The 17,980-nt window shown below is 62.3% G+C and carries 14 protein-coding genes; 10 read left to right on the plus strand and 4 right to left on the minus strand.

The annotated features are described in order from the left end of the window. Nucleotides 1–123: 123 nt before the first annotated feature. Genes fes through entF form a run of 3 tightly spaced genes read left to right on the plus strand, consistent with a single transcriptional unit; the run spans nt 124 to nt 5,400 of the window. Entirely contained in the window at nt 124–1,323 is a 1,200-nt protein-coding gene (gene fes, locus LOC22_RS16495; protein WP_230239061.1) for an enterochelin esterase, read from the plus strand. Between the two features lie 10 nt (nt 1,324–1,333). Continuing rightward, nucleotides 1,334–1,546 (plus strand): MbtH family protein, encoded by a 213-nt coding sequence (locus tag LOC22_RS16500; protein WP_015571182.1) that lies wholly within the window; start codon nt 1,334–1,336, stop codon nt 1,544–1,546. Continuing rightward, entirely contained in the window at nt 1,543–5,400 is a 3,858-nt protein-coding gene (entF, locus tag LOC22_RS16505; RefSeq protein ID WP_230239062.1) for an enterobactin non-ribosomal peptide synthetase EntF, read from the plus strand. Before LOC22_RS16500 ends, entF begins: the two co-directional genes overlap by 4 nt. 89 nt (nt 5,401–5,489) lie before the next feature. On the opposite strand, the gene fepC is transcribed toward entF, so the two are convergent. From fepC to fepD, 3 genes are read right to left on the minus strand one after another with little or no spacing between them, the layout of a single operon-like run. Then, on the minus strand, nt 5,490–6,290 hold the full coding sequence (gene fepC / locus LOC22_RS16510) for an iron-enterobactin ABC transporter ATP-binding protein (protein ID WP_032647637.1): 801 nt from the start codon (nt 6,288–6,290) through the stop codon (nt 5,490–5,492). Further along, on the minus strand, nt 6,287–7,276 hold the full coding sequence (gene fepG, locus LOC22_RS16515; protein WP_074143379.1) for an iron-enterobactin ABC transporter permease: 990 nt from the start codon (nt 7,274–7,276) through the stop codon (nt 6,287–6,289). Before fepG ends, fepC begins: the two co-directional genes overlap by 4 nt. Continuing rightward, on the minus strand, nt 7,276–8,280 hold the full coding sequence (gene fepD, locus LOC22_RS16520; RefSeq protein ID WP_047365398.1) for a Fe(3+)-siderophore ABC transporter permease: 1,005 nt from the start codon (nt 8,278–8,280) through the stop codon (nt 7,276–7,278). The genes fepG and fepD overlap by 1 nt, the downstream gene beginning before the upstream one ends. Before the next feature lie 109 nt (nt 8,281–8,389). Between fepD and entS the strand changes: the two genes are divergently transcribed. Then, nucleotides 8,390–9,616, plus strand: coding sequence for an enterobactin transporter EntS (entS, locus tag LOC22_RS16525; RefSeq protein ID WP_017382514.1), 1,227 nt, complete (start codon nt 8,390–8,392; stop codon nt 9,614–9,616). A gap of 77 nt (nt 9,617–9,693) precedes the next feature. Here entS and fepB read toward each other — a convergent pair whose 3' ends face one another. Beyond that, a complete protein-coding gene (gene fepB, locus LOC22_RS16530; protein WP_032103091.1) occupies nt 9,694–10,653 on the minus strand; it encodes a Fe2+-enterobactin ABC transporter substrate-binding protein in 960 nt (319 codons plus the stop codon). A gap of 187 nt (nt 10,654–10,840) precedes the next feature. Between fepB and entC the strand changes: the two genes are divergently transcribed. From entC to cstA, 6 genes are all read left to right on the plus strand, one after another. Further along, the gene (entC, locus tag LOC22_RS16535) at nt 10,841–12,016 is read left to right on the plus strand and encodes an isochorismate synthase EntC (protein WP_230239063.1); all 1,176 of its coding nucleotides are present in this window, start codon (nt 10,841–10,843) and stop codon (nt 12,014–12,016) included. Between the two features lie 9 nt (nt 12,017–12,025). Continuing rightward, the gene (gene entE, locus LOC22_RS16540; RefSeq protein ID WP_180263009.1) at nt 12,026–13,636 is read left to right on the plus strand and encodes a (2,3-dihydroxybenzoyl)adenylate synthase EntE; all 1,611 of its coding nucleotides are present in this window, start codon (nt 12,026–12,028) and stop codon (nt 13,634–13,636) included. A 10-nt stretch (nt 13,637–13,646) separates the two neighbouring features. After that, nucleotides 13,647–14,501: an isochorismatase gene (locus LOC22_RS16545; protein WP_015571175.1), complete on the plus strand. Its 855-nt coding sequence runs from the start codon at nt 13,647–13,649 to the stop codon at nt 14,499–14,501. Further along, nucleotides 14,501–15,253, plus strand: coding sequence for a 2,3-dihydro-2,3-dihydroxybenzoate dehydrogenase EntA (gene entA, locus LOC22_RS16550; RefSeq protein ID WP_015571174.1), 753 nt, complete (start codon nt 14,501–14,503; stop codon nt 15,251–15,253). Before LOC22_RS16545 ends, entA begins: the two co-directional genes overlap by 1 nt. Beyond that, on the plus strand, nt 15,253–15,666 hold the full coding sequence (gene entH, locus LOC22_RS16555; RefSeq protein ID WP_015571173.1) for a proofreading thioesterase EntH: 414 nt from the start codon (nt 15,253–15,255) through the stop codon (nt 15,664–15,666). The genes entA and entH overlap by 1 nt, the downstream gene beginning before the upstream one ends. Before the next feature lie 149 nt (nt 15,667–15,815). Continuing rightward, a complete protein-coding gene (gene cstA, locus LOC22_RS16560; protein WP_015571172.1) occupies nt 15,816–17,921 on the plus strand; it encodes a pyruvate/proton symporter CstA in 2,106 nt (701 codons plus the stop codon). The last annotated feature ends 59 nt before the right edge of the window (nt 17,922–17,980 follow it).

Here is a 17,980-nt window from a genome sequence, read left to right on the forward strand (position 1 = left end):
TTTAATGAGCGCGCTTCCCACAGCGCGGGCATTACGCTATTGCAAATGAAAATAGTTATCAATAATATTATCAATAAAATTTGCTCTGCAACAAAAAAGACTGTTAAACATGGGGTTATAAGGGTGACGGCGTTAACAACCGGAAGTGAAGCGTGGTGGCAGGCGAAAGACGGGCCGGAACGGGAACGTCATCAGGAAAACTATCGCGTGACATTCTGGTGGCGGGACCCGGCGGGAACGCAGAAAACGTCGACGGTTAAACGCGTCTGGCTCTACGTCACCGGTGTGACCGATCACCATCAAAATGCCCGTCCGCAGTCCCTTGAACGTATCCCGGATACCGACGTCTGGCAGTGGCAGGGCGAGTTCAACCCCGAATGGCGCGGCAGCTACTGTTTTATCCCCTCCGACAATGAAAACGATTTTGCCAGCGCAGTGTTTGAAGGCGATCAGCCGGACCGCATGGCGCTGCGCGAAGGCTGGCGCAAACTGTTGCCGCACGCGGTGTCCGACCCGCTGAATGCCCAGAGCTGGCGCGGCGGGCGCGGGCACGCCGTCTCGGCGCTGGAGATGCCGGAGGCGCCCGTACAGCCCGGCTGGAACCATCCCGATACCCCTTACAATAAGCCTGTCTGCATTGAGTGGCACAGCGCGCGTCTGAAGAACCGTCGCCGCGTGTGGATTTTTACCACCGGGGATGAAAGCCCCGAGCGCCCGCTGGCGGTGCTGCTCGACGGGCAGTTCTGGGCCGAAAGCATGCCCGTCTGGCCTGCGCTGGCGTCGCTCACCCATGAAGGCAAACTGCCGCCTGCGGTCTATGTCTTAATCGACGTGATTGACACCGCACACCGCAGCCGCGAGCTGCCGTGTAACCCTGATTTCTGGCTGGCGGTGCAGGACGAACTTCTCCCGCAGGTGAAAAGCATGGCCCCGTTCAGCGACCGCGCCGACCATACCGTGGTGGCGGGTCAGAGCTTCGGCGGGCTCTCTTCCCTCTATGCGGGCCTCAACTGGCCGCAGCGTTTTGGCTGCATCCTCAGCCAGTCCGGATCCTACTGGTGGCCGCACCGCGGCGCGCAGCAGGACGGGCTGCTCATCGAACAACTCAAAGCGGGTGACAAAACCGCTCGCGGGCTGCGCATCGTCCTTGAGGCCGGGCGCAACGAGCCGCTTATTTTGCGCGCAAACCAGGCGATCCTCGCCGAACTACACACTCAGCAACCGGTTTTCTGGCGTCAGGTTGACGGCGGACACGATGCGCTTTGCTGGCGCGGTGGGCTGACGCAGGGGCTGATGACCCTCTGGCAGCCGCTTATTCAATAACGGAGTCTGTATGGAATTCAGCAATCCTTTCGATAATCCGCAGGGACAGTTCGCCATTTTGCAAAATGACCAGGGGCAGTACAGCCTGTGGCCGCAGCAGTGCGAGTTGCCCGCGGGCTGGCGCGTGGTCTGCGAACCGCAATCTCAGGAGGCGTGCCAGCAGTGGCTGGCGGAACAGTGGCAGACGCTTGAGCCGTCATGTTTTGCGGGGGAGCGCGCATGAACCGTCTCCCTCTTGTCGCCGCCCAGCCGGGGATCTGGATGGCAGAGCAGCTTTCCTCCCTGCCAAACGCCTGGAGCGTCGCGCACTACACCGAGCTGAAAGGCGCTATCGATGCGCCATTGCTGGCAAAAGCCATCGCTGAAGGCATGATGCAGGCCGACACCCTGCGGATGCGTTTTGCCGAAGATAACGGTGAGGTGTGGCAGTGGATCGATGAGGCCATGCTCCTGCCGGAGCCGTCCATCGTGCGCGTTGACTCCCACGACGCCGCCGTGGCGCTGATGGAGGCCGATCTCAACCAGAACCTGCGCGTCGACAGCGGTCAGCCGCTGGCGTTTCACCAGCTGATCCAGGTGGGAGAAAGCCACTGGTACTGGTATCAGCGGTATCATCATCTGGTGGTGGATGGCTTCAGCTTCCCTGCTATTACCCGTCAGATCACCGCCATTTACGCTGCGTGGCAGAAAGGTGAATCCACGCCGGCCTCGCCGTTCACCCCGTTCGCCGAGGTGGTGGAGGAGTATCAGCGCTATCGCGACAGCGAGGCGTATCAGCGCGACGGTGCTTTCTGGGCCGAACAACGCAAACAGCTTCCTTCTCCGGTCTCGCTCTCTTCCGCGCCGCTGCCGGGACGCGCCGCCACCACCGATATCCTGCGCCTGAAAATTGCGATGGACGGCCGTGCGTTCAGCCAGCTTGCACAGAAGGCAGGCCAGGCGCAGCGTACCGATCTGGCCCTTGCGCTGGTGGCGCTGTGGCTGGGCCGCCTGACCGGACGGCTGGACTACGCCGCCGGGTTTATCTTTATGCGCCGCATGGGCTCCGCCGCGCTGACCGCGACCGGACCGGTGCTCAACGTCCTGCCGCTGGCGGTGAATATTCGCCCGCAGGAGAGCCTGCCGGAACTGGCGCTGCGCCTGGCGAACCAGCTGAAAAAGATGCGCCGCCATCAGCGTTACGACGCCGAGCAGATCGTGCGCGACAGCGGACGTGCCGCAGGCGACGAAGCCCTTTTTGGTCCGGTGCTGAACGTCAAGGTGTTCGATTATCAGCTGAATATCGACGGCGTGGAGGCCATTACCCACACGCTGGCAACCGGCCCGGTGAACGATCTGGAGCTGGCGCTGTTCCCGGACGAGCAGGGCGGACTGAGCATTGAGATCCTCGCCAACGGGCAGCGTTACGACGAGGCGACGCTGAAGGGGCACGCGGCGCGCCTGAACGCAATGCTGACGCAGTTTGCCGCCAATCCGGACCTGGGCTGTGGCGACGTGGAAACCGTATCAGAGCAGGAATACGCCCGGCTGGCGCGCATCAACGATACCGGGCTGGCGCTGCCGTCCACCACGCTGGCGGATCTTGTGGCGGAGCAGGCGAGCAAAACGCCGGACGCCCCCGCGCTGGCGGATGCCCATACTGAACTGAACTACCGCCAGATGCGCGAGCAGGTGGTCGCGCTGGCAAACCTGCTGCGCGCGCGCGGCGTGAAGCCGGGCGACAGCGTGGCGGTGGCGCTCCCGCGCTCGGTGTTCCTGACCCTGGCGCTGCACGGGATTGTTGAAGCTGGCGCCGCCTGGCTGCCGCTGGATACCGGTTACCCGGATGACCGTCTGCGGATGATGCTGGAGGACGCGAAGCCGTCGCTGCTCATTACCACCGACGAGCAGCTTCCGCGCTTTAACGATCTGCCGATCGCCACCTTTAGTTACAACACACTATTACCGGCCACCGATGCTGAACCTCTGCGCCTGGCGAAGCCGGAGCAGACCGCGTACATCATCTTTACCTCCGGTTCGACGGGGCGTCCAAAAGGGGTGATGGTCGGCCATACCGCCATCGTTAACCGCCTGAAGTGGATGCAGGATCATTATCCACTGGCGGCGCATGACGTGGTGGCGCAGAAAACGCCGTGCAGCTTTGACGTGTCGGTGTGGGAGTTCTGGTGGCCGTTTATCGCCGGGGCGAAGCTGGTGATGGCCGAGCCGGACGCGCACCGCGATCCGCAGGCGATGCAGGGCTTCTTCGCAGAATATGGCGTAACCACCACCCACTTCGTGCCGTCGATGCTGGCGGCCTTTGTCGCCTCTCTGACCCCGGAAAACGCTGTGTGCTGCAAAACCCTTAAGCAGGTGTTCTGTAGCGGCGAAGCGCTGCCGACTGCGCTGTGTCGCGAGTGGGAACAGCTCACCCATGCGCCGCTGCACAACCTCTATGGCCCAACCGAAGCGGCGGTGGATGTGAGCTGGTATCCGGCGTTTGGCCCCGAGCTGGCGGCGGTGGAAGGCAACAGCGTGCCGATCGGCTTCCCGGTGTGGAATACGGGGCTGCGCATTCTGGACGCGATGATGCGCCCGGTGCCGTTCGGCGTGGCGGGGGATCTGTATCTCACCGGCATTCAGCTGGCGCAGGGGTATCTGGGACGCCCCGACCTTACCGCCAGCCGCTTTATCGCCGATCCGTTTGCCCCCGGCGAGCGAATGTACCGCACCGGGGACGTTGCCCGCTGGCTGGACAACGGCGCGGTGGAATATCTGGGCCGCAGCGACGATCAGCTGAAAATCCGCGGCCAGCGCATCGAGCTGGGCGAAATCGACCGGGCGATGCTCGCGCTACCGGATGTGGCCCAGGCGGTGGCGCACGCCTGCGTGTTCAACCAGGCGGCTGCTACGGGCGGCGATGCCCGCCAGCTGGTGGGATACGTTGTCTCTGAATCCGGCTTACCGCTGGATCGCGACGCGCTGCTTGCATCACTCAAAGCCCAGCTGCCGCCGCATATGGTGCCGGTGGTGCTGCTGCAAATCAGCGCGCTGCCGTTAAGCGCCAACGGCAAACTGGATCGCAAGGCGCTGCCGCTGCCGGAGCTGACCAGCAAAACTTCCGGTCGCGCGCCCGAGACGCAAACCGAAGTCGCCGTGGCGCAGGCGTTTTCTGCCCTTCTGGGCTGCGCGGTGAACGATATCAAGGCCGATTTCTTTGCCCTCGGCGGCCACTCGCTGCTGGCGATGCGCCTTGCGGCTCAGCTCAGCCGTGCGTTCAGCCGCAAGGTCACGCCGGGGCAGATTATGGTCGCCTCGACGGTGAGCAAGCTTAGCGCCCTGCTGGACTCGCAGATGAGCGACGAGCAGGCGCAGCGTCTGGGGTATGAAACCGTTCTCCCGCTGCGTGAAAGCAACGGCCCCACGCTGTTCTGCTTCCATCCGGCGTCCGGCTTTGCCTGGCAGTTTAGCGTCCTGGCGCGCTACCTCAGCCCGCGCTGGTCAATCGTCGGCATTCAGTCTCCCCGGCCTGACGGGCCGATGCAGCAGTGTGCGGATCTCGATGCGGTGATCGAACATCATCTGAACACGTTGCGTAAGCAACAGCCGCAGGGGCCGTATTATCTGTTCGGCTATTCCCTCGGCGGCACGCTGGCGCAGGGCATTGCGGCGCGTCTGCGCGAGCAGGGTGAAGACGTAGCGTTCCTCGGCCTGCTGGATACCTGGCCACCGGAAACCCAGAACTGGGCGGAGAAAGAGGCCAACGGCCTCGATCCGGAGGTGCTGGCGGAAATTGAGCGCGAACGCCAGGCGTTTATCGCTGCCCAGCAGGGGCAGGGCTCCAGCGAGTTGTTTAACGCCATTGAAGGCAACTATGCGGACGCGGTGCGGCTGCTCACCACGGCACACAGCGCGCGGTTTGACGGTAAAGCGACGCTGTTTGTCGCCGAGCGAACGCGAACGATGGATCCGCAGGTCGTGTGGGCGCCGTGGGTGGGTGAGCTGGAGGTATACAGCCAGGACTGCGCCCACGTGGATATTATTTCACCGCAGGCGTTTGAAAAGATTGGGCCGGTACTGAAGGAAATTTTGGGGTAACGTTTAAAGCCCCTCACCCTAACCCTCTCCCACGGGGAGAGGGGATGGTTTGCTCCCTCTCCCCGTGGGAGAGGGCCGGGGTGAGGGCATCAGACCGCACGCTTGCCCAACGGCACCACCAACGGCGTACCCGCCACCGGATCGTCAATAATCATGCAGCGCATGCCGTAGATCCGCGCGATCAGATCCGGCGTCACAATCTCCTTCGGCGCGCCCTGCGCCACAATCTCGCCGTCGCGCAACGCAATCAAATGCGTAGCGTAGCGGCACGCCTGGTTTAAGTCGTGCAGCACTGCCGCCAGGGTGTACCCCTGCGTACGATTCAGTTCGCTCAGCAGCTCCAGCAGGTCAATCTGATGGCTGATATCCAGCCAGGTCGTCGGCTCGTCCAGCAGCATGATGGAGGTCTCCTGCGCCAGCACCATCGCGATCCACGCGCGCTGGCGCTGTCCGCCGGAGAGGGTATCGACGCTTTGCTGGGCCAGATCGGTGATGCCCGTCGCCTGCATCGCGCGCTTCACGGCCTCGTCGTCCTCCTTGCGCCAGCGGGTAAACAGCGGCTGGTGCGGATAGCGCCCGCGTGAGACCAGCTCCTGCACGGTAATATCCCCCGGCGTGGTGGCGTTTTGCGCCAGCAGCCCAATTCGGCGCGCCACCTCTTTGCTGGCGAAGCGCTGGATCTGCTCCCCGTCGAGGAACACGCTGCCCTCAACCGGCGACATCAGGCGGCTCAGCGTGCGCAGCAATGTCGATTTGCCGCAGCCGTTTGGCCCGATGATGGCGGTGAAGTGGCCGTCCGGAATGGCAACGGATAAGTCCCGGGCAATGATTTTTTTACCGTAGCCGAGGGTCAAGTTTTCGCCGCGCAAGCGGGGTGTTGAATCTGTCATTTCTTGCGTGACTCCTGAACGAGCAAGACGATGAGGTAAATCCCGCCGAGGCTGACGGTCACCACGCCCACCGGCAGTTGATAAGGCGTAAACAGCTGCTGAGCGCAGAGATCGGCGGCCAGCAGTAATACTGCGCCGCACAGCGCTGCCTGGGTTAATCCCCAGCGCGCGGTGCCGCTAAGTCGCCGCGCGATATGCGGCGCGACAAGGGCAATAAACGAGATCGGCCCGGCGATGGCGGTAGACGCTGCGGTCAGCAAGACCGCCACCAGCATCAGCATCAGGCGCGAGCGCTCTACGCTCACGCCCAGCGCGCAGGCGCTGTCGTCGCCCATCTCCAGCAGCCGCATGCGCCTGACCAGCAGCAACGCGCCAATAAACATCAGGATAATCAGCGGCGCGGCGGGCCAGGTTTTTCCCCACGTCAGACCGTTGAGGGAACCGGCGTACCACAGCCCGGCGGAGAGTGCGGTTTCCAGCGACGCCTGTAGCAGAAGCCAGGTGTTAAACGCCATCAGCATCGCGCGGATGCCGATCCCGATGATGATCAGGCGGAAGGTGTCGATGCCGTTGCGCCAGGCCAGGGCCCAGATAAGCAGGGAGGTGAGAATGCCGCCCGCCATCGCCGTAAAGGTAATGGCCATGAGATGCTGCCCGAACAGCACCATCGCCACCAGCACGCCGCTCCACGCGCCGGTATTCAGGCCCATCACGTCCGGGCTGCCGAGGGGGTTACGCATCAGCGACTGGAATATTGCGCCGCTGACGCCGAGCGCCGCGCCAACCAGGATCGCCATCGCCACACGCGGCAGTCGCCATTCGGTGACCACCATGGTGATGTTACGCGGCGCGCTGCCAGTGAGAGCGTGAAAGACCTGCGCGAAATCAAGCGTTACGGCACCGCTTTGCAGGCTCCAGACCGCCAGCAGCAGACTGGCGACGACCAGCAGGACGACGCTGGTGAGTAATCTACGGGACGGGGCCATCATGCGCCACCCCCGCGTCTGCGTCGTACCAGGAAGATCAGCACCGGCGCGCCGATAAAGGCGCTGACCACCGAGACGCGCAATTCACCCGGCACCAGCAGGCGGCCCAGTACGTCGGCAAACAGCAGCAGGGCAGGGGTCGCCAGCAGCGTGACCGGCAGCGACCAGCGGTGATCCGCCCCCACCAGCCAGCGCGCCATGTGCGGCATCATCAGGCCGATGAAGGCAATCGGCCCGACGACGGCGGTCGCGCTGCCGCACAGCACGGTGATGACAAGCAGGCCCGTCAGCTGCGTGCGCGCCACGCGGTTGCCGAGGGCGGTCGCGGTGTCGCTGCCGAGGCTCAGGCTGTTGAGCGCCCGGCTTAAACACAGCGCTACGGCGGCAGCGATAAACACCGGGAATGCCACCACTTTCAGGGTATCAAGGGTACGGATATCCAGCGAACCGGCCTGCCAGAAGCGCAGCTGGTCATACACGTCCGGGTTGAGCAGGGCGATGCCGTTCGATAAGCCTTCCAGCACCGCCGCGAGCGCCACGCCCGCCAGTGTCAGACGTACCGGGCTGAGCTGTCCGCCGCCCTGGCTGCCGGTAAAGGCCACCACCAGCGAGGCGGCCAGCGCGCCGCAGAAGGCCATCACCAGCTGTTCAGACGGAGAGGTGAAACCAAACAGCGCCGCGCCGAGCACAATGGCGAAACTGGCACCAGAGTTCACGCCGAGAATGCCAGGGTCCGCCAGCGGGTTGCGGGTGAGGGTTTGCATCAGGGCACCGGCAAGCCCGAGTGCGCCACCGGCCAGCAGGCCGGCAAGGGTGCGGGGCAGCCGGGCGTCGAGCACGATGGTGCAGTCGGCGCTCTGGCAGGTACCGGAGAGTGCATCGACAATAACGGACGCGGGCAGCGGCTTCGCGCCAACCAGCAAACTGAGTGCAATCGCAAGGATCAACAGCAGCAATAAAACGGGCACGGCTACGGCGCGCACCGCGGAAGAGGAAAACGACATAGCAACGTCCATGATGTGATAATGATAGTAATTATCGTTATCTATCTTATTTGGCTATGTTAGCATGTGCGCCCATGGAAATGGTAGACCGATACCTCAAGGCCTTGTCATGAATCAAAAATCCTGGCTGCTCAACCTCAGCCTGCTGAAAACGCACCCGGCGTTTCGAGCGGTTTTTATCGCCCGCTTTATCTCCATTTTATCCCTCGGCCTGCTCGGGGTCGCCGTGCCGGTACAGATCCAGACCATGACCCACTCCAGCTGGCTGGTGGGGTTATCCGTCACCTTAACCGGCGGGGCGATGTTTATCGGCCTGATGGTGGGCGGCGTACTGGCGGACCGCTACGAGCGTAAAAAACTGATCCTGCTGGCGCGCGGCACCTGCGGGGTGGGCTTTGTCGGGCTGTGTCTGAACGCAATGCTGCCGGAGCCGTCGCTGATGGCGATTTATGCCCTGGGCCTGTGGGACGGCTTTTTTGCCTCGTTAGGCGTGACGGCGCTGCTGGCGGCCACGCCCGCGCTGGTCGGGCGCGAGAACCTGATGCAGGCGGGGGCGATCACCATGCTCACCGTGCGTCTGGGATCGGTGATTTCGCCGATGGTCGGCGGCCTGCTGCTGGCGACCGGCAACGTGGCGTGGAACTACGGCCTTGCCGCGGCGGGAACCTTTATCACCACCCTGACGCTGCTGCGTCTGCCGCTCCTGCCACCGCCGCCGCAGCCGCGCGAGCATCCGCTGAAGTCCCTGATGGCCGCGATTCGTTTTCTGTTCAGCAACCCGCTGATTGGCGGCATTGCGCTGCTCGGCGGCCTGCTGACGATGGCGAGCGCCGTGCGCGTGTTGTACCCGGCGCTGGCGGGCGAGTGGCAGATGAGCGCCTCAGAGATTGGGGTGCTGTACGCCGCCATTCCGCTCGGCGCCGCGTGCGGGGCGCTGACCAGCGGAAACCTGGCGCAGAGCGCGAGACCGGGGTTAATCATGCTGGTGGCGACGCTGGCCTCGTTTATCGCGATTGGTTTCTTCAGCCTGATGCCGGTGTGGGCGCTGGGGGTGATGTGTCTGGTGATTTTTGGCTGGCTGAGCGCGGTCAGCTCTCTTTTACAGTACACCCTGATCCAGACCCAGACGCCGGAAGGGATGCTCGGGCGCATTAACGGCCTGTGGACGGCGCAGAACGTCACGGGCGATGCGATTGGCGCAGCGATCCTCGGCGGGCTGGGAGCGATAATGACCCCGGTGGCGTCGGCGAGCAGCAGCGGGTTTGTGTTAGCCGTGGTTGGCGTAATTTTATTGGCGGTTTTGGTGGAGTTGCGTCGGTTCAGGCAGAACCTGTAGGTCGGGTAAGGCGTAGCCGCCACCCGACAAAACGCCCGGTGGCGCTGCGCTTACCGGGCCTACGGGAAACGTGCCACTTATTTAAAAATTGAATTCAAACGCTGCAACACCAACAACGCGCTGTAATAATCCAGGCGGAACGTCTCCGTTCCCAGCGCCCAGACGCGCTTGTTCTTGACCGACGGCAGATGCGCCAGCAGCGGGTTGGCGTAAATCGCGTCCACGTCTTTCTGGTCGCCGGCAAACACGAACAGCCCTTCGCCGTTCAGCCCCGTCGCCAGGTTTTCCCCGCCCAGCTGAATAATGTCGTGACGCTTGCCCTGGCTTTGCGAGGTGTGCAATCCATCAGGTAACGCCGCCAGCGTGAAGCCCAGCTGGTGCAGCAGCTTGCCCTGAGCCGAGTCTGTCGTCCACAGGTTCGCCGTGTGCGCCGCGGCGGTGTAGACGATGGCGTTCACCGGCTGCGGCGGCAGCTTCATCTGCTGCTTCACCTGGGCGAGCTGTTTATCGAAGGCAGCGATGCGCTCTGCGGCCTGTGTTTCCTGCCCGGTGATCGTCCCCAGCTGGGTCAGCAGTTCCTGCCAGCTTTTGTCGTCGTAGTTAATGATAAGCGTCGGGGCGATGGCGGAAAGCTGATCGTAGAGTGCCAGCGCGGAATCCCCGCCGGTGGCGCTGATCAAAATCAGGTCCGGCATCTGGGCCGCGACGGCTTCGGCGCTCGGCTCGCCGATGTACAGCCGGGCAACCTTACGCTGTTTCGCGATATCGCCCCACTGACGTAAAAAGCCCTGTGCATCCGCTACGCGGTTGTTTGGCGTGGTGGCTCCGCTGGCAATAACCGGGGCGTCAATGGCCAGCAGGGAGCCGGTTAGGGTCACGCTGGTGGAGACAATGCGCGTCGGTTTGCTCTCAAGCGTATGTACGCCGCGGCTGTCTGTGACCTGACGCGGCCAGTCGGCGGCCGTCGCTGAGGTTAGTCCTAAAACAAAAAGTCCTGTTAAAAGAAAGGCATTACGGCAAACGGCAGGGAGTTTCACAGAGCGGCATCCTGTTTTTGTTGAAGTTAATGCTTCTCATTTTCATGATTGCGGGGAAGGTATGCAAGCGTTAGTCGCACAAGTTGTTTGCTCTGCGGTTGACACCAGGGCGATGTGGGATTAGGTTAGCCGACGAAAATATAAATGATAATCATTATTACTGCTTTTATCATTTTAGGAGGATGATATGGATACGTCATTGGCTGAGGACCTTCAGCACACCGCGACCACGCTGCAATCAGACAGCTTTTTCTTTATGTCGCCCTATCGCAGTTTTACCACGTCAGGCTGTTTTGCCCGTTTTTCTGAACCCGCCGTCGGCGGTGACGATCCGGCGGGCCCCTTTCAGCAGAAATTAGCTCAGGCTTTCCAGAATGCGAAAAACAGCGGCATTGCCCATCCGGTGATGGTAGGGGCGATCCCCTTCGATACCCACAAACCGTCATCGCTGTTTATTCCGCAACGCTGGCAAACCTTCTCCCGCCCGGCGCGTCAGCAGTCCGCACGCTACGCCTCCGGCGCGCAGACGCTGAACGTGCAACAACGCACCGAGATCCCGCCGCAGCCGGTTTTCGAGGAGATGGTCGCCCGCGCCGCGTCGCTCACCGCCACGCCGCAGGTGAATAAGGTGGTGCTGTCGCGCCTGATTGATATCGCCACCGACAAACAGATTGATAGCAGCGCGCTGATGGAGCGTCTTATCGCCCAGAACCCGGCTAGCTTTAACTTCCACGTACCGCTGGAAGACGGCGGCGTGCTGCTGGGCGCCAGCCCGGAACTGCTGCTGCGTAAAGAGGGCGAGCACTTTAGCTCGCTGCCGCTGGCGGGCTCTGCGCGCCGTCAGCCGGACGATGTGCTGGATCGCGAAGCGGGCACTAAGCTGCTGGCCTCCGAAAAAGACCGTCACGAGCACGACCTGGTAACGCAGGCGATGAAAACCATTCTGGAACCGCGCAGCCATCATCTGACCATGCCGGCTTCCCCGCAGCTGATCACCACGCCGACCCTGTGGCATCTGGCGACGCCGGTAGAAGGTGACGCGCGTGAAAACGAGAACGCCCTGACGCTGGCCTGCCTGCTGCACCCGACGCCAGCGCTGAGCGGCTTCCCGCATCAGGCGGCAAAAGAGCTGATTGCCGAGCTGGAGCCGTTCGATCGTGAGCTGTTCGGCGGCATCGTCGGCTGGTGCGACAGCGAAGGTAACGGCGAGTGGGTGGTAACTATCCGCTGCGCGCGGCTGCATCAGAATACCGTTCGCCTGTTTGCCGGCGCGGGCATTGTGCCTGCTTCCTCCCCGGTGGGCGAGTGGCGCGAGACGGGCGTGAAGCTCTCCACCATGCTCAACGTGTTTGGTTTGCACTAAGGAATACTCATGACCATCCCTTTTACCCGCTGGCCTGAGGATTTTGCCCGCCGCTACCGTGAAAAAGGCTACTGGCAGGATCTGCCGCTGACCCACATCCTGACGGACCATGCGGACAACGATGCGGTCGCGATAATTGACGGCGATCGCCGCATCACCTACCGCGCGTTTAATCAGGCGGTGACGAATCTGGCGTCTGTCCTTCAGGCGCAGGGGCTGCATCGCGGCGAGACCGCGCTGGTGCAGCTCGGCAACGTGGCCGAGTTCTACATCACCTTCTTCGCGCTGCTGCAAATCGGCGTCGCACCGGTCAACGCGCTCTTTAGCCATCAGCGCAGCGAACTCAACGCCTACGCGGAGCAGATCAAACCCGCCGTGCTGATTGCCGACCGCGACCACACGCTGTTCGCGGGTGATGATTTTCTCAATACCTTTGTGGATGCGCATCGCTCGGTACGCGTTGTGCTGCTACGCGGCGATAAGGGCGAACACGCGCTGGAGGCGGCGATTGCACGCCCGGCGGACAATTTCATCCCGAACCCGACGCCCGCCGACGAAGTGGCGTTCTTCCAGCTCTCCGGCGGCAGCACCGGCACGCCGAAGCTGATCCCGCGTACGCACAACGACTACGACTACAGCATCCGTCGCAGCAACGAAATCTGCGGAATCACTGCGCACACCCGCTATCTGAACGCACTTCCCGCGGCGCATAACTACGCCATGAGCTCGCCGGGATCGTTAGGCGTTTTCACGGCGGGCGGCTGCGTGGTGCTGGCGAACGATCCGAGCGCCACGCTCTGCTTCCCGCTGATTGAGCAGCATCAGATAAACGTCACCTCACTGGTGCCGCCCGCGGTCAGCCTGTGGTTGCAGGCGATTGCCGACGGCGCGGGGAACGCCCAGCTGAAATCCCTCGAACTGCTCCAGGTAGGCGGCGCACGTCTCTCCGCCACGCTTGCGGCACGTATTCCGGCGGAAATTGGCTGCCAGCTTCAGCAGGTGTTTGGCATGGCGGAAGGGCTGGTGAACTACACCGCCCTCGACGATGCGCCGGAGCGCATCATCAATACCCAGGGCCGCCCGATGTGCCCGGACGATGAAGTGTGGGTGGCGGACGAGGACGGCAACCCGCTGCCGCGCGGGGAAGTCGGGCGTCTGATGACGCGCGGCCCTTACACCTTCCGCGGCTATTTCAATAGCCCGGAACACAACGCCAGCGCCTTTGATGCCAACGGTTTCTACTGCTCGGGCGATCTGATCGCCATCGATGAGCAGGGTTACATCACCGTGCAGGGGCGCGAGAAAGATCAGATCAACCGCGGTGGCGAGAAGATCGCCGCCGAAGAGATCGAAAACCTGCTGCTGCGCCACGACGCGGTGATCCACGCCGCGCTGGTGAGCATGGAAGACAGCCTGCTGGGCGAAAAAAGCTGCGCGTACCTGGTGGTGAAACAGCCCCTGCGCGCGGTGGAGGTGCGCCGCTTCCTGCGCGAGCAGGGCGTCGCCGAATTTAAGCTGCCGGACCGCGTGGAGTGCGTGGATGCGCTTCCGCTCACGCCGGTCGGCAAAGTTGATAAGAAACAGTTGCGCCTGTGGCTTGCTGAACGCGCCCGGGGCTGAGGAACAGATAATGGCCATTCCAAAATTAACCGCATACGCGCTGCCAACCGCCGCCGAACTGCCGACCAGTAAAGTGAACTGGGCGTTTGAACCGGAGCGCGCCGCGCTGCTGATCCACGATATGCAGGAGTACTTCCTGAACTTCTGGGGCGAAAATAGCGACATGATGCAGCAGGTAGTGGCGAACATCGCTAAACTGCGCGCGTACTGCAAAGAGCACAATATTCCGGTGTACTACACCGCGCAGCCGAAAGATCAGAGCGACGAAGACCGCGCCCTGCTGAACGATATGTGGGGGCCGGGCCTGACTCGCTCGCCGGAGCAGCAGCGCATCGTCGCTGAGCTGACCCCGGACGAAGCGGACACCGTGCTGGTGAAGTGGCGCTACAGCGCGTTTCACCGCTCGCCGCTGGAGCAGATGCTTAAAGAGACCGGGCGCAACCAGCTTTTGATCACCGGCGTGTACGCCCACATCGGCTGCATGACCACCGCCACCGACGCCTTTATGCGCGACATCAAACCGTTCTTTATCGCCGACGCGCTGGCGGATTTCACCCGCGACGAGCACCTGATGTCGCTGAAATACGTGGCAGGACGTTCGGGCCGCGTGGTTATGACCGACGAGCTGCTGCCGTCCGTTCCGACAACGAAAGCCGCGCTGCGTGAGCTGATCCTGCCGCTGCTGGACGAGTCCGACGAGCCGATGGATGACGAAAACCTGATCGACTACGGTCTGGATTCAGTGAGGATGATGGCGCTGGCCGCCCGCTGGCGCAAAGTGCACGGCGACATTGATTTCGTGATGCTGGCAAAAAATCCGACCCTCGATGCCTGGTGGGCGCTGCTCTCCCGCGAGGTGAAGTGATGGCTTTTGATTTCACCGGTAAAACGGTCTGGGTGACGGGCGCGGGTAAGGGCATTGGTTATGCGACCGCGCTGGCATTTGTGGAGGCCGGGGCGCAGGTGACCGGGTTCGATCTGGCTTTCCCTCACGGCGAATATCCGTTTGCCACCGAAACGCTGGACGTGGCGGATGCGGCGCAGGCGAGTGACGTCTGCGGGCGTTTGCTCAGCAGCCTTGAGCGGCTCGATGTGCTGGTTAACGCGGCGGGCATTCTGCGTATGGGCGCGACGGATCAGCTCTCGCAGGAGGACTGGCAGCAGACCTTTGCGGTCAACGTCGGCGGCGCGTTCAACCTGTTCCAGCAGACGATGGGCCAGTTCCGTCATCAGCAGGGGGGGGCGATTGTGACGGTGGCCTCTGACGCGGCGCACACGCCGCGCATCGGCATGAGCGCCTACGGCGCGTCGAAAGCGGCGCTGAAAAGCCTGGCGCTGACCGTCGGGCTGGAGCTGGCGGGCAGCGGCGTACGCTGTAACCTGGTGTCGCCGGGTTCAACGGATACCGACATGCAGCGCACCCTGTGGACCAGCGATGATGCGGAACAGCGGCGCATTCGCGGCTTTGGCGAGCAGTTCAAGCTCGGCATTCCGCTCGGTAAAATTGCCCGTCCACAGGAGATTGCTGCGACCGTGCTGTTCCTGGCATCCGATGCCGCCAGCCATATCACCTTGCAGGATATCGTGGTGGACGGCGGCTCCACGCTGGGGGCGTAATGATCTGGAAACGTCATTTAACGCTCGAGGAGCTGAACGCCACCAGCCTGAATACGATGGTGGGGCACCTTGGCATCGTCTATACCCGCCTCGGGGACGATACGCTGGAAGCAGAGATGCCGGTGGATGCCCGCACCCACCAGCCGTTTGGCCTGCTGCATGGTGGCGCCTCGGCGGCGCTGGCGGAAACGCTGGGCTCAATGGCCGGTTTTCTGATGACCCGTGACGGGCAGAACGTGGTGGGCACGGAACTGAATGCCACGCACCACCGCGCGGTCTCTCACGGTAAGGTACGCGGCGTGTGTCAGCCGCTGCATCTGGGCCGTTCCAGCCAGAGCTGGGAGATCGTGGTGTTCGACGAGCAGGGGCGGCGGTGCTGTACCTGTCGGTTGAGTACGATGGTGTTGGGGTAAGTCATTCAGCTGAAAGTGATCGGCTTAACACTGTGGTGTAAATCTCTGGTTTGACCACGCATTATTGCGTTTCAAAGTTGTTAAATTTTATCCGTTGTTCTAGAAACAAAATGTAACATCTCACTGTTTCACAACAACGGACAACAACTATGAACAACTCAGGGAAATACCTTACGTGGGCGGTGCTCTCCGTGGTGGGAGCCTTTGCCCTGGGCTATATCGCCCTCAACCGGGGGGAGCAGATCAACGCGCTGTGGATCGTCGTCGCCTCCGTCTGCATTTATCTGATCGCATACCGTTTTTATGGCCGCTATATCGCGAAGACGGTACTGGGCGTAGACGGCACGCGCATGACGCCGGCCGTGCGTCATAACGACGGGCTGGACTACGTGCCGACCGATAAAAAAGTGCTGTTCGGTCACCATTTCGCGGCGATTGCCGGGGCAGGCCCGCTGGTGGGGCCGGTACTGGCCGCGCAGATGGGCTACCTGCCAGGGATGATCTGGATCCTCGCGGGGGTGGTGCTGGCGGGCGCGGTGCAGGACTTCATGGTGCTGTTCGTCTCCACCCGCCGCGACGGTCGTTCGCTGGGTGAGCTGGTGAAAGAGGAGATGGGCGCAACCGCCGGGGTGATTGCGCTGGTGGCGACCTTTATGATCATGGTGATCATCCTCGCGGTGCTGGCGATGATCGTTGTGAAAGCCTTGACCCACAGCCCGTGGGGAACCTATACCGTCGCCTTCACCATTCCGCTGGCGCTGTTTATGGGGATCTATATCCGCTATCTGCGTCCGGGGCGCATTGGTGAAGTTTCAGTTATTGGCCTGGTGTTCCTGGTGTTTGCCATTATCTCCGGCGGCTGGGTAGCGGAAAGCCCGACCTGGGCGCCGTTCTTCGACTTCACCGGCGTGCAACTGACCTGGATGCTGGTGGGCTATGGCTTCGTGGCGGCGGTGCTGCCGGTATGGCTGCTGCTGGCCCCGCGTGACTACCTCTCCACCTTCCTGAAAATCGGCACCATCGTCGGGCTGGCGATCGGCATTCTGATTATGCGCCCGACCCTGACCATGCCTGCGCTGACCAAATTTATTGACGGCACCGGCCCGGTCTGGACCGGCAACCTGTTCCCGTTCCTGTTTATCACCATCGCCTGCGGCGCGGTGTCGGGCTTCCACGCGCTGATCGCCTCCGGAACCACGCCGAAGATGCTGGCGAATGAAAATCAGGCCTGCCTGATTGGCTACGGCGGCATGCTGATGGAATCCTTCGTGGCGATTATGGCGCTGGTTTCGGCCTGTATTATTGACCCGGGCGTTTACTTTGCGATGAACAGCCCAATGGCGGTACTGGCCCCGGCCGGCACCGTTGACGTGGTTGCCTCTGCCGCGCAGGTGGTCAGCGGCTGGGGCTTTGCGATTACCCCTGAAACGTTGACGCATATCGCTAATGAGGTCGGCGAGCAGTCAATTATCTCCCGCGCAGGCGGGGCGCCAACGCTGGCGGTGGGCATGGCCTACATTCTGCACGGCGCGCTGGGCGGGCTGATGGATGTCTCGTTCTGGTATCACTTCGCCATTCTGTTCGAGGCGCTGTTTATTCTGACGGCGGTGGATGCCGGTACGCGTGCGGCGCGCTTTATGTTGCAGGATCTGCTGGGGGTGATCTCCCCGAACCTGAAGCGTACCGATTCACTCCCGGCTAACCTGCTGGCGACGGCGCTGTGCGTGCTGGCGTGGGGCTACTTCCTGCATCAGGGCGTGGTCGATCCGCTCGGCGGGATTAACACCCTGTGGCCGCTGTTCGGTATCGCCAACCAGATGCTGGCGGGCATGGCCCTGATGCTCTGTGCCGTAGTCCTGTTCAAGATGAAGCGCCAGCGTTACGCATGGGTGGCGCTGGTGCCAACGGCGTGGCTGCTGATCTGTACCCTGACCGCGGGCTGGCAGAAAGCCTTCAGCCCGGACAATAAGGTGGGCTTCCTGGCGATCGCCAACAAGTTCCAGGCGATGATCGACAGCGGTAAGATCCCGGCACAGTACACCGAATCTCAACTGTCGCAGCTGGTGTTTAACAACCGTCTGGACGCCGGGCTGACCATCTTCTTTATGGTGGTGGTTGTGGTGCTGGCGTTGTATTCTCTGAAAACCGCGCTGGCGGCTTTGAAAGTCGACAAACCGACGGCGAAAGAGACGCCGTATGAGCCAATGCCTGAGAACCTGGACGAGATTGTCACCCAGGCGAAAGGGGCGCATTAACCCGTGTGCCGGGTGGCGGCTTCGCCTTACCCGGCCTACATTTCCTGTGAGATCAGAAC

Source organism: Enterobacter sp. AN-K1, assembly GCF_020971765.1.
GTDB classification, from domain to species: domain Bacteria; phylum Pseudomonadota; class Gammaproteobacteria; order Enterobacterales; family Enterobacteriaceae; genus Enterobacter; species Enterobacter hormaechei_C.

Bases quoted from the DNA above. Each gene is read 5' to 3' on its own strand.
- LOC22_RS16500 (WP_015571182.1), top strand. From the start codon at position 1,334: ATGGAATTCAGCAATCCTTTCGATAATCCGCAGGGACAGTTCGCCATT.
- entF (WP_230239062.1), top strand. From the start codon at position 1,543: ATGAACCGTCTCCCTCTTGTCGCCGCCCAGCCGGGGATCTGGATGGCA.
- fepC (WP_032647637.1), bottom strand. From the start codon at position 6,290: ATGACAGATTCAACACCCCGCTTGCGCGGCGAAAACTTGACCCTCGGC.
- fepG (WP_074143379.1), bottom strand. From the start codon at position 7,276: ATGGCCCCGTCCCGTAGATTACTCACCAGCGTCGTCCTGCTGGTCGTC.
- fepD (WP_047365398.1), bottom strand. From the start codon at position 8,280: ATGTCGTTTTCCTCTTCCGCGGTGCGCGCCGTAGCCGTGCCCGTTTTA.
- entS (WP_017382514.1), top strand. From the start codon at position 8,390: ATGAATCAAAAATCCTGGCTGCTCAACCTCAGCCTGCTGAAAACGCAC.
- entC (WP_230239063.1), top strand. From the start codon at position 10,841: ATGGATACGTCATTGGCTGAGGACCTTCAGCACACCGCGACCACGCTG.
- entE (WP_180263009.1), top strand. From the start codon at position 12,026: ATGACCATCCCTTTTACCCGCTGGCCTGAGGATTTTGCCCGCCGCTAC.
- LOC22_RS16545 (WP_015571175.1), top strand. From the start codon at position 13,647: ATGGCCATTCCAAAATTAACCGCATACGCGCTGCCAACCGCCGCCGAA.
- entA (WP_015571174.1), top strand. From the start codon at position 14,501: ATGGCTTTTGATTTCACCGGTAAAACGGTCTGGGTGACGGGCGCGGGT.
- entH (WP_015571173.1), top strand. From the start codon at position 15,253: ATGATCTGGAAACGTCATTTAACGCTCGAGGAGCTGAACGCCACCAGC.
- cstA (WP_015571172.1), top strand. From the start codon at position 15,816: ATGAACAACTCAGGGAAATACCTTACGTGGGCGGTGCTCTCCGTGGTG.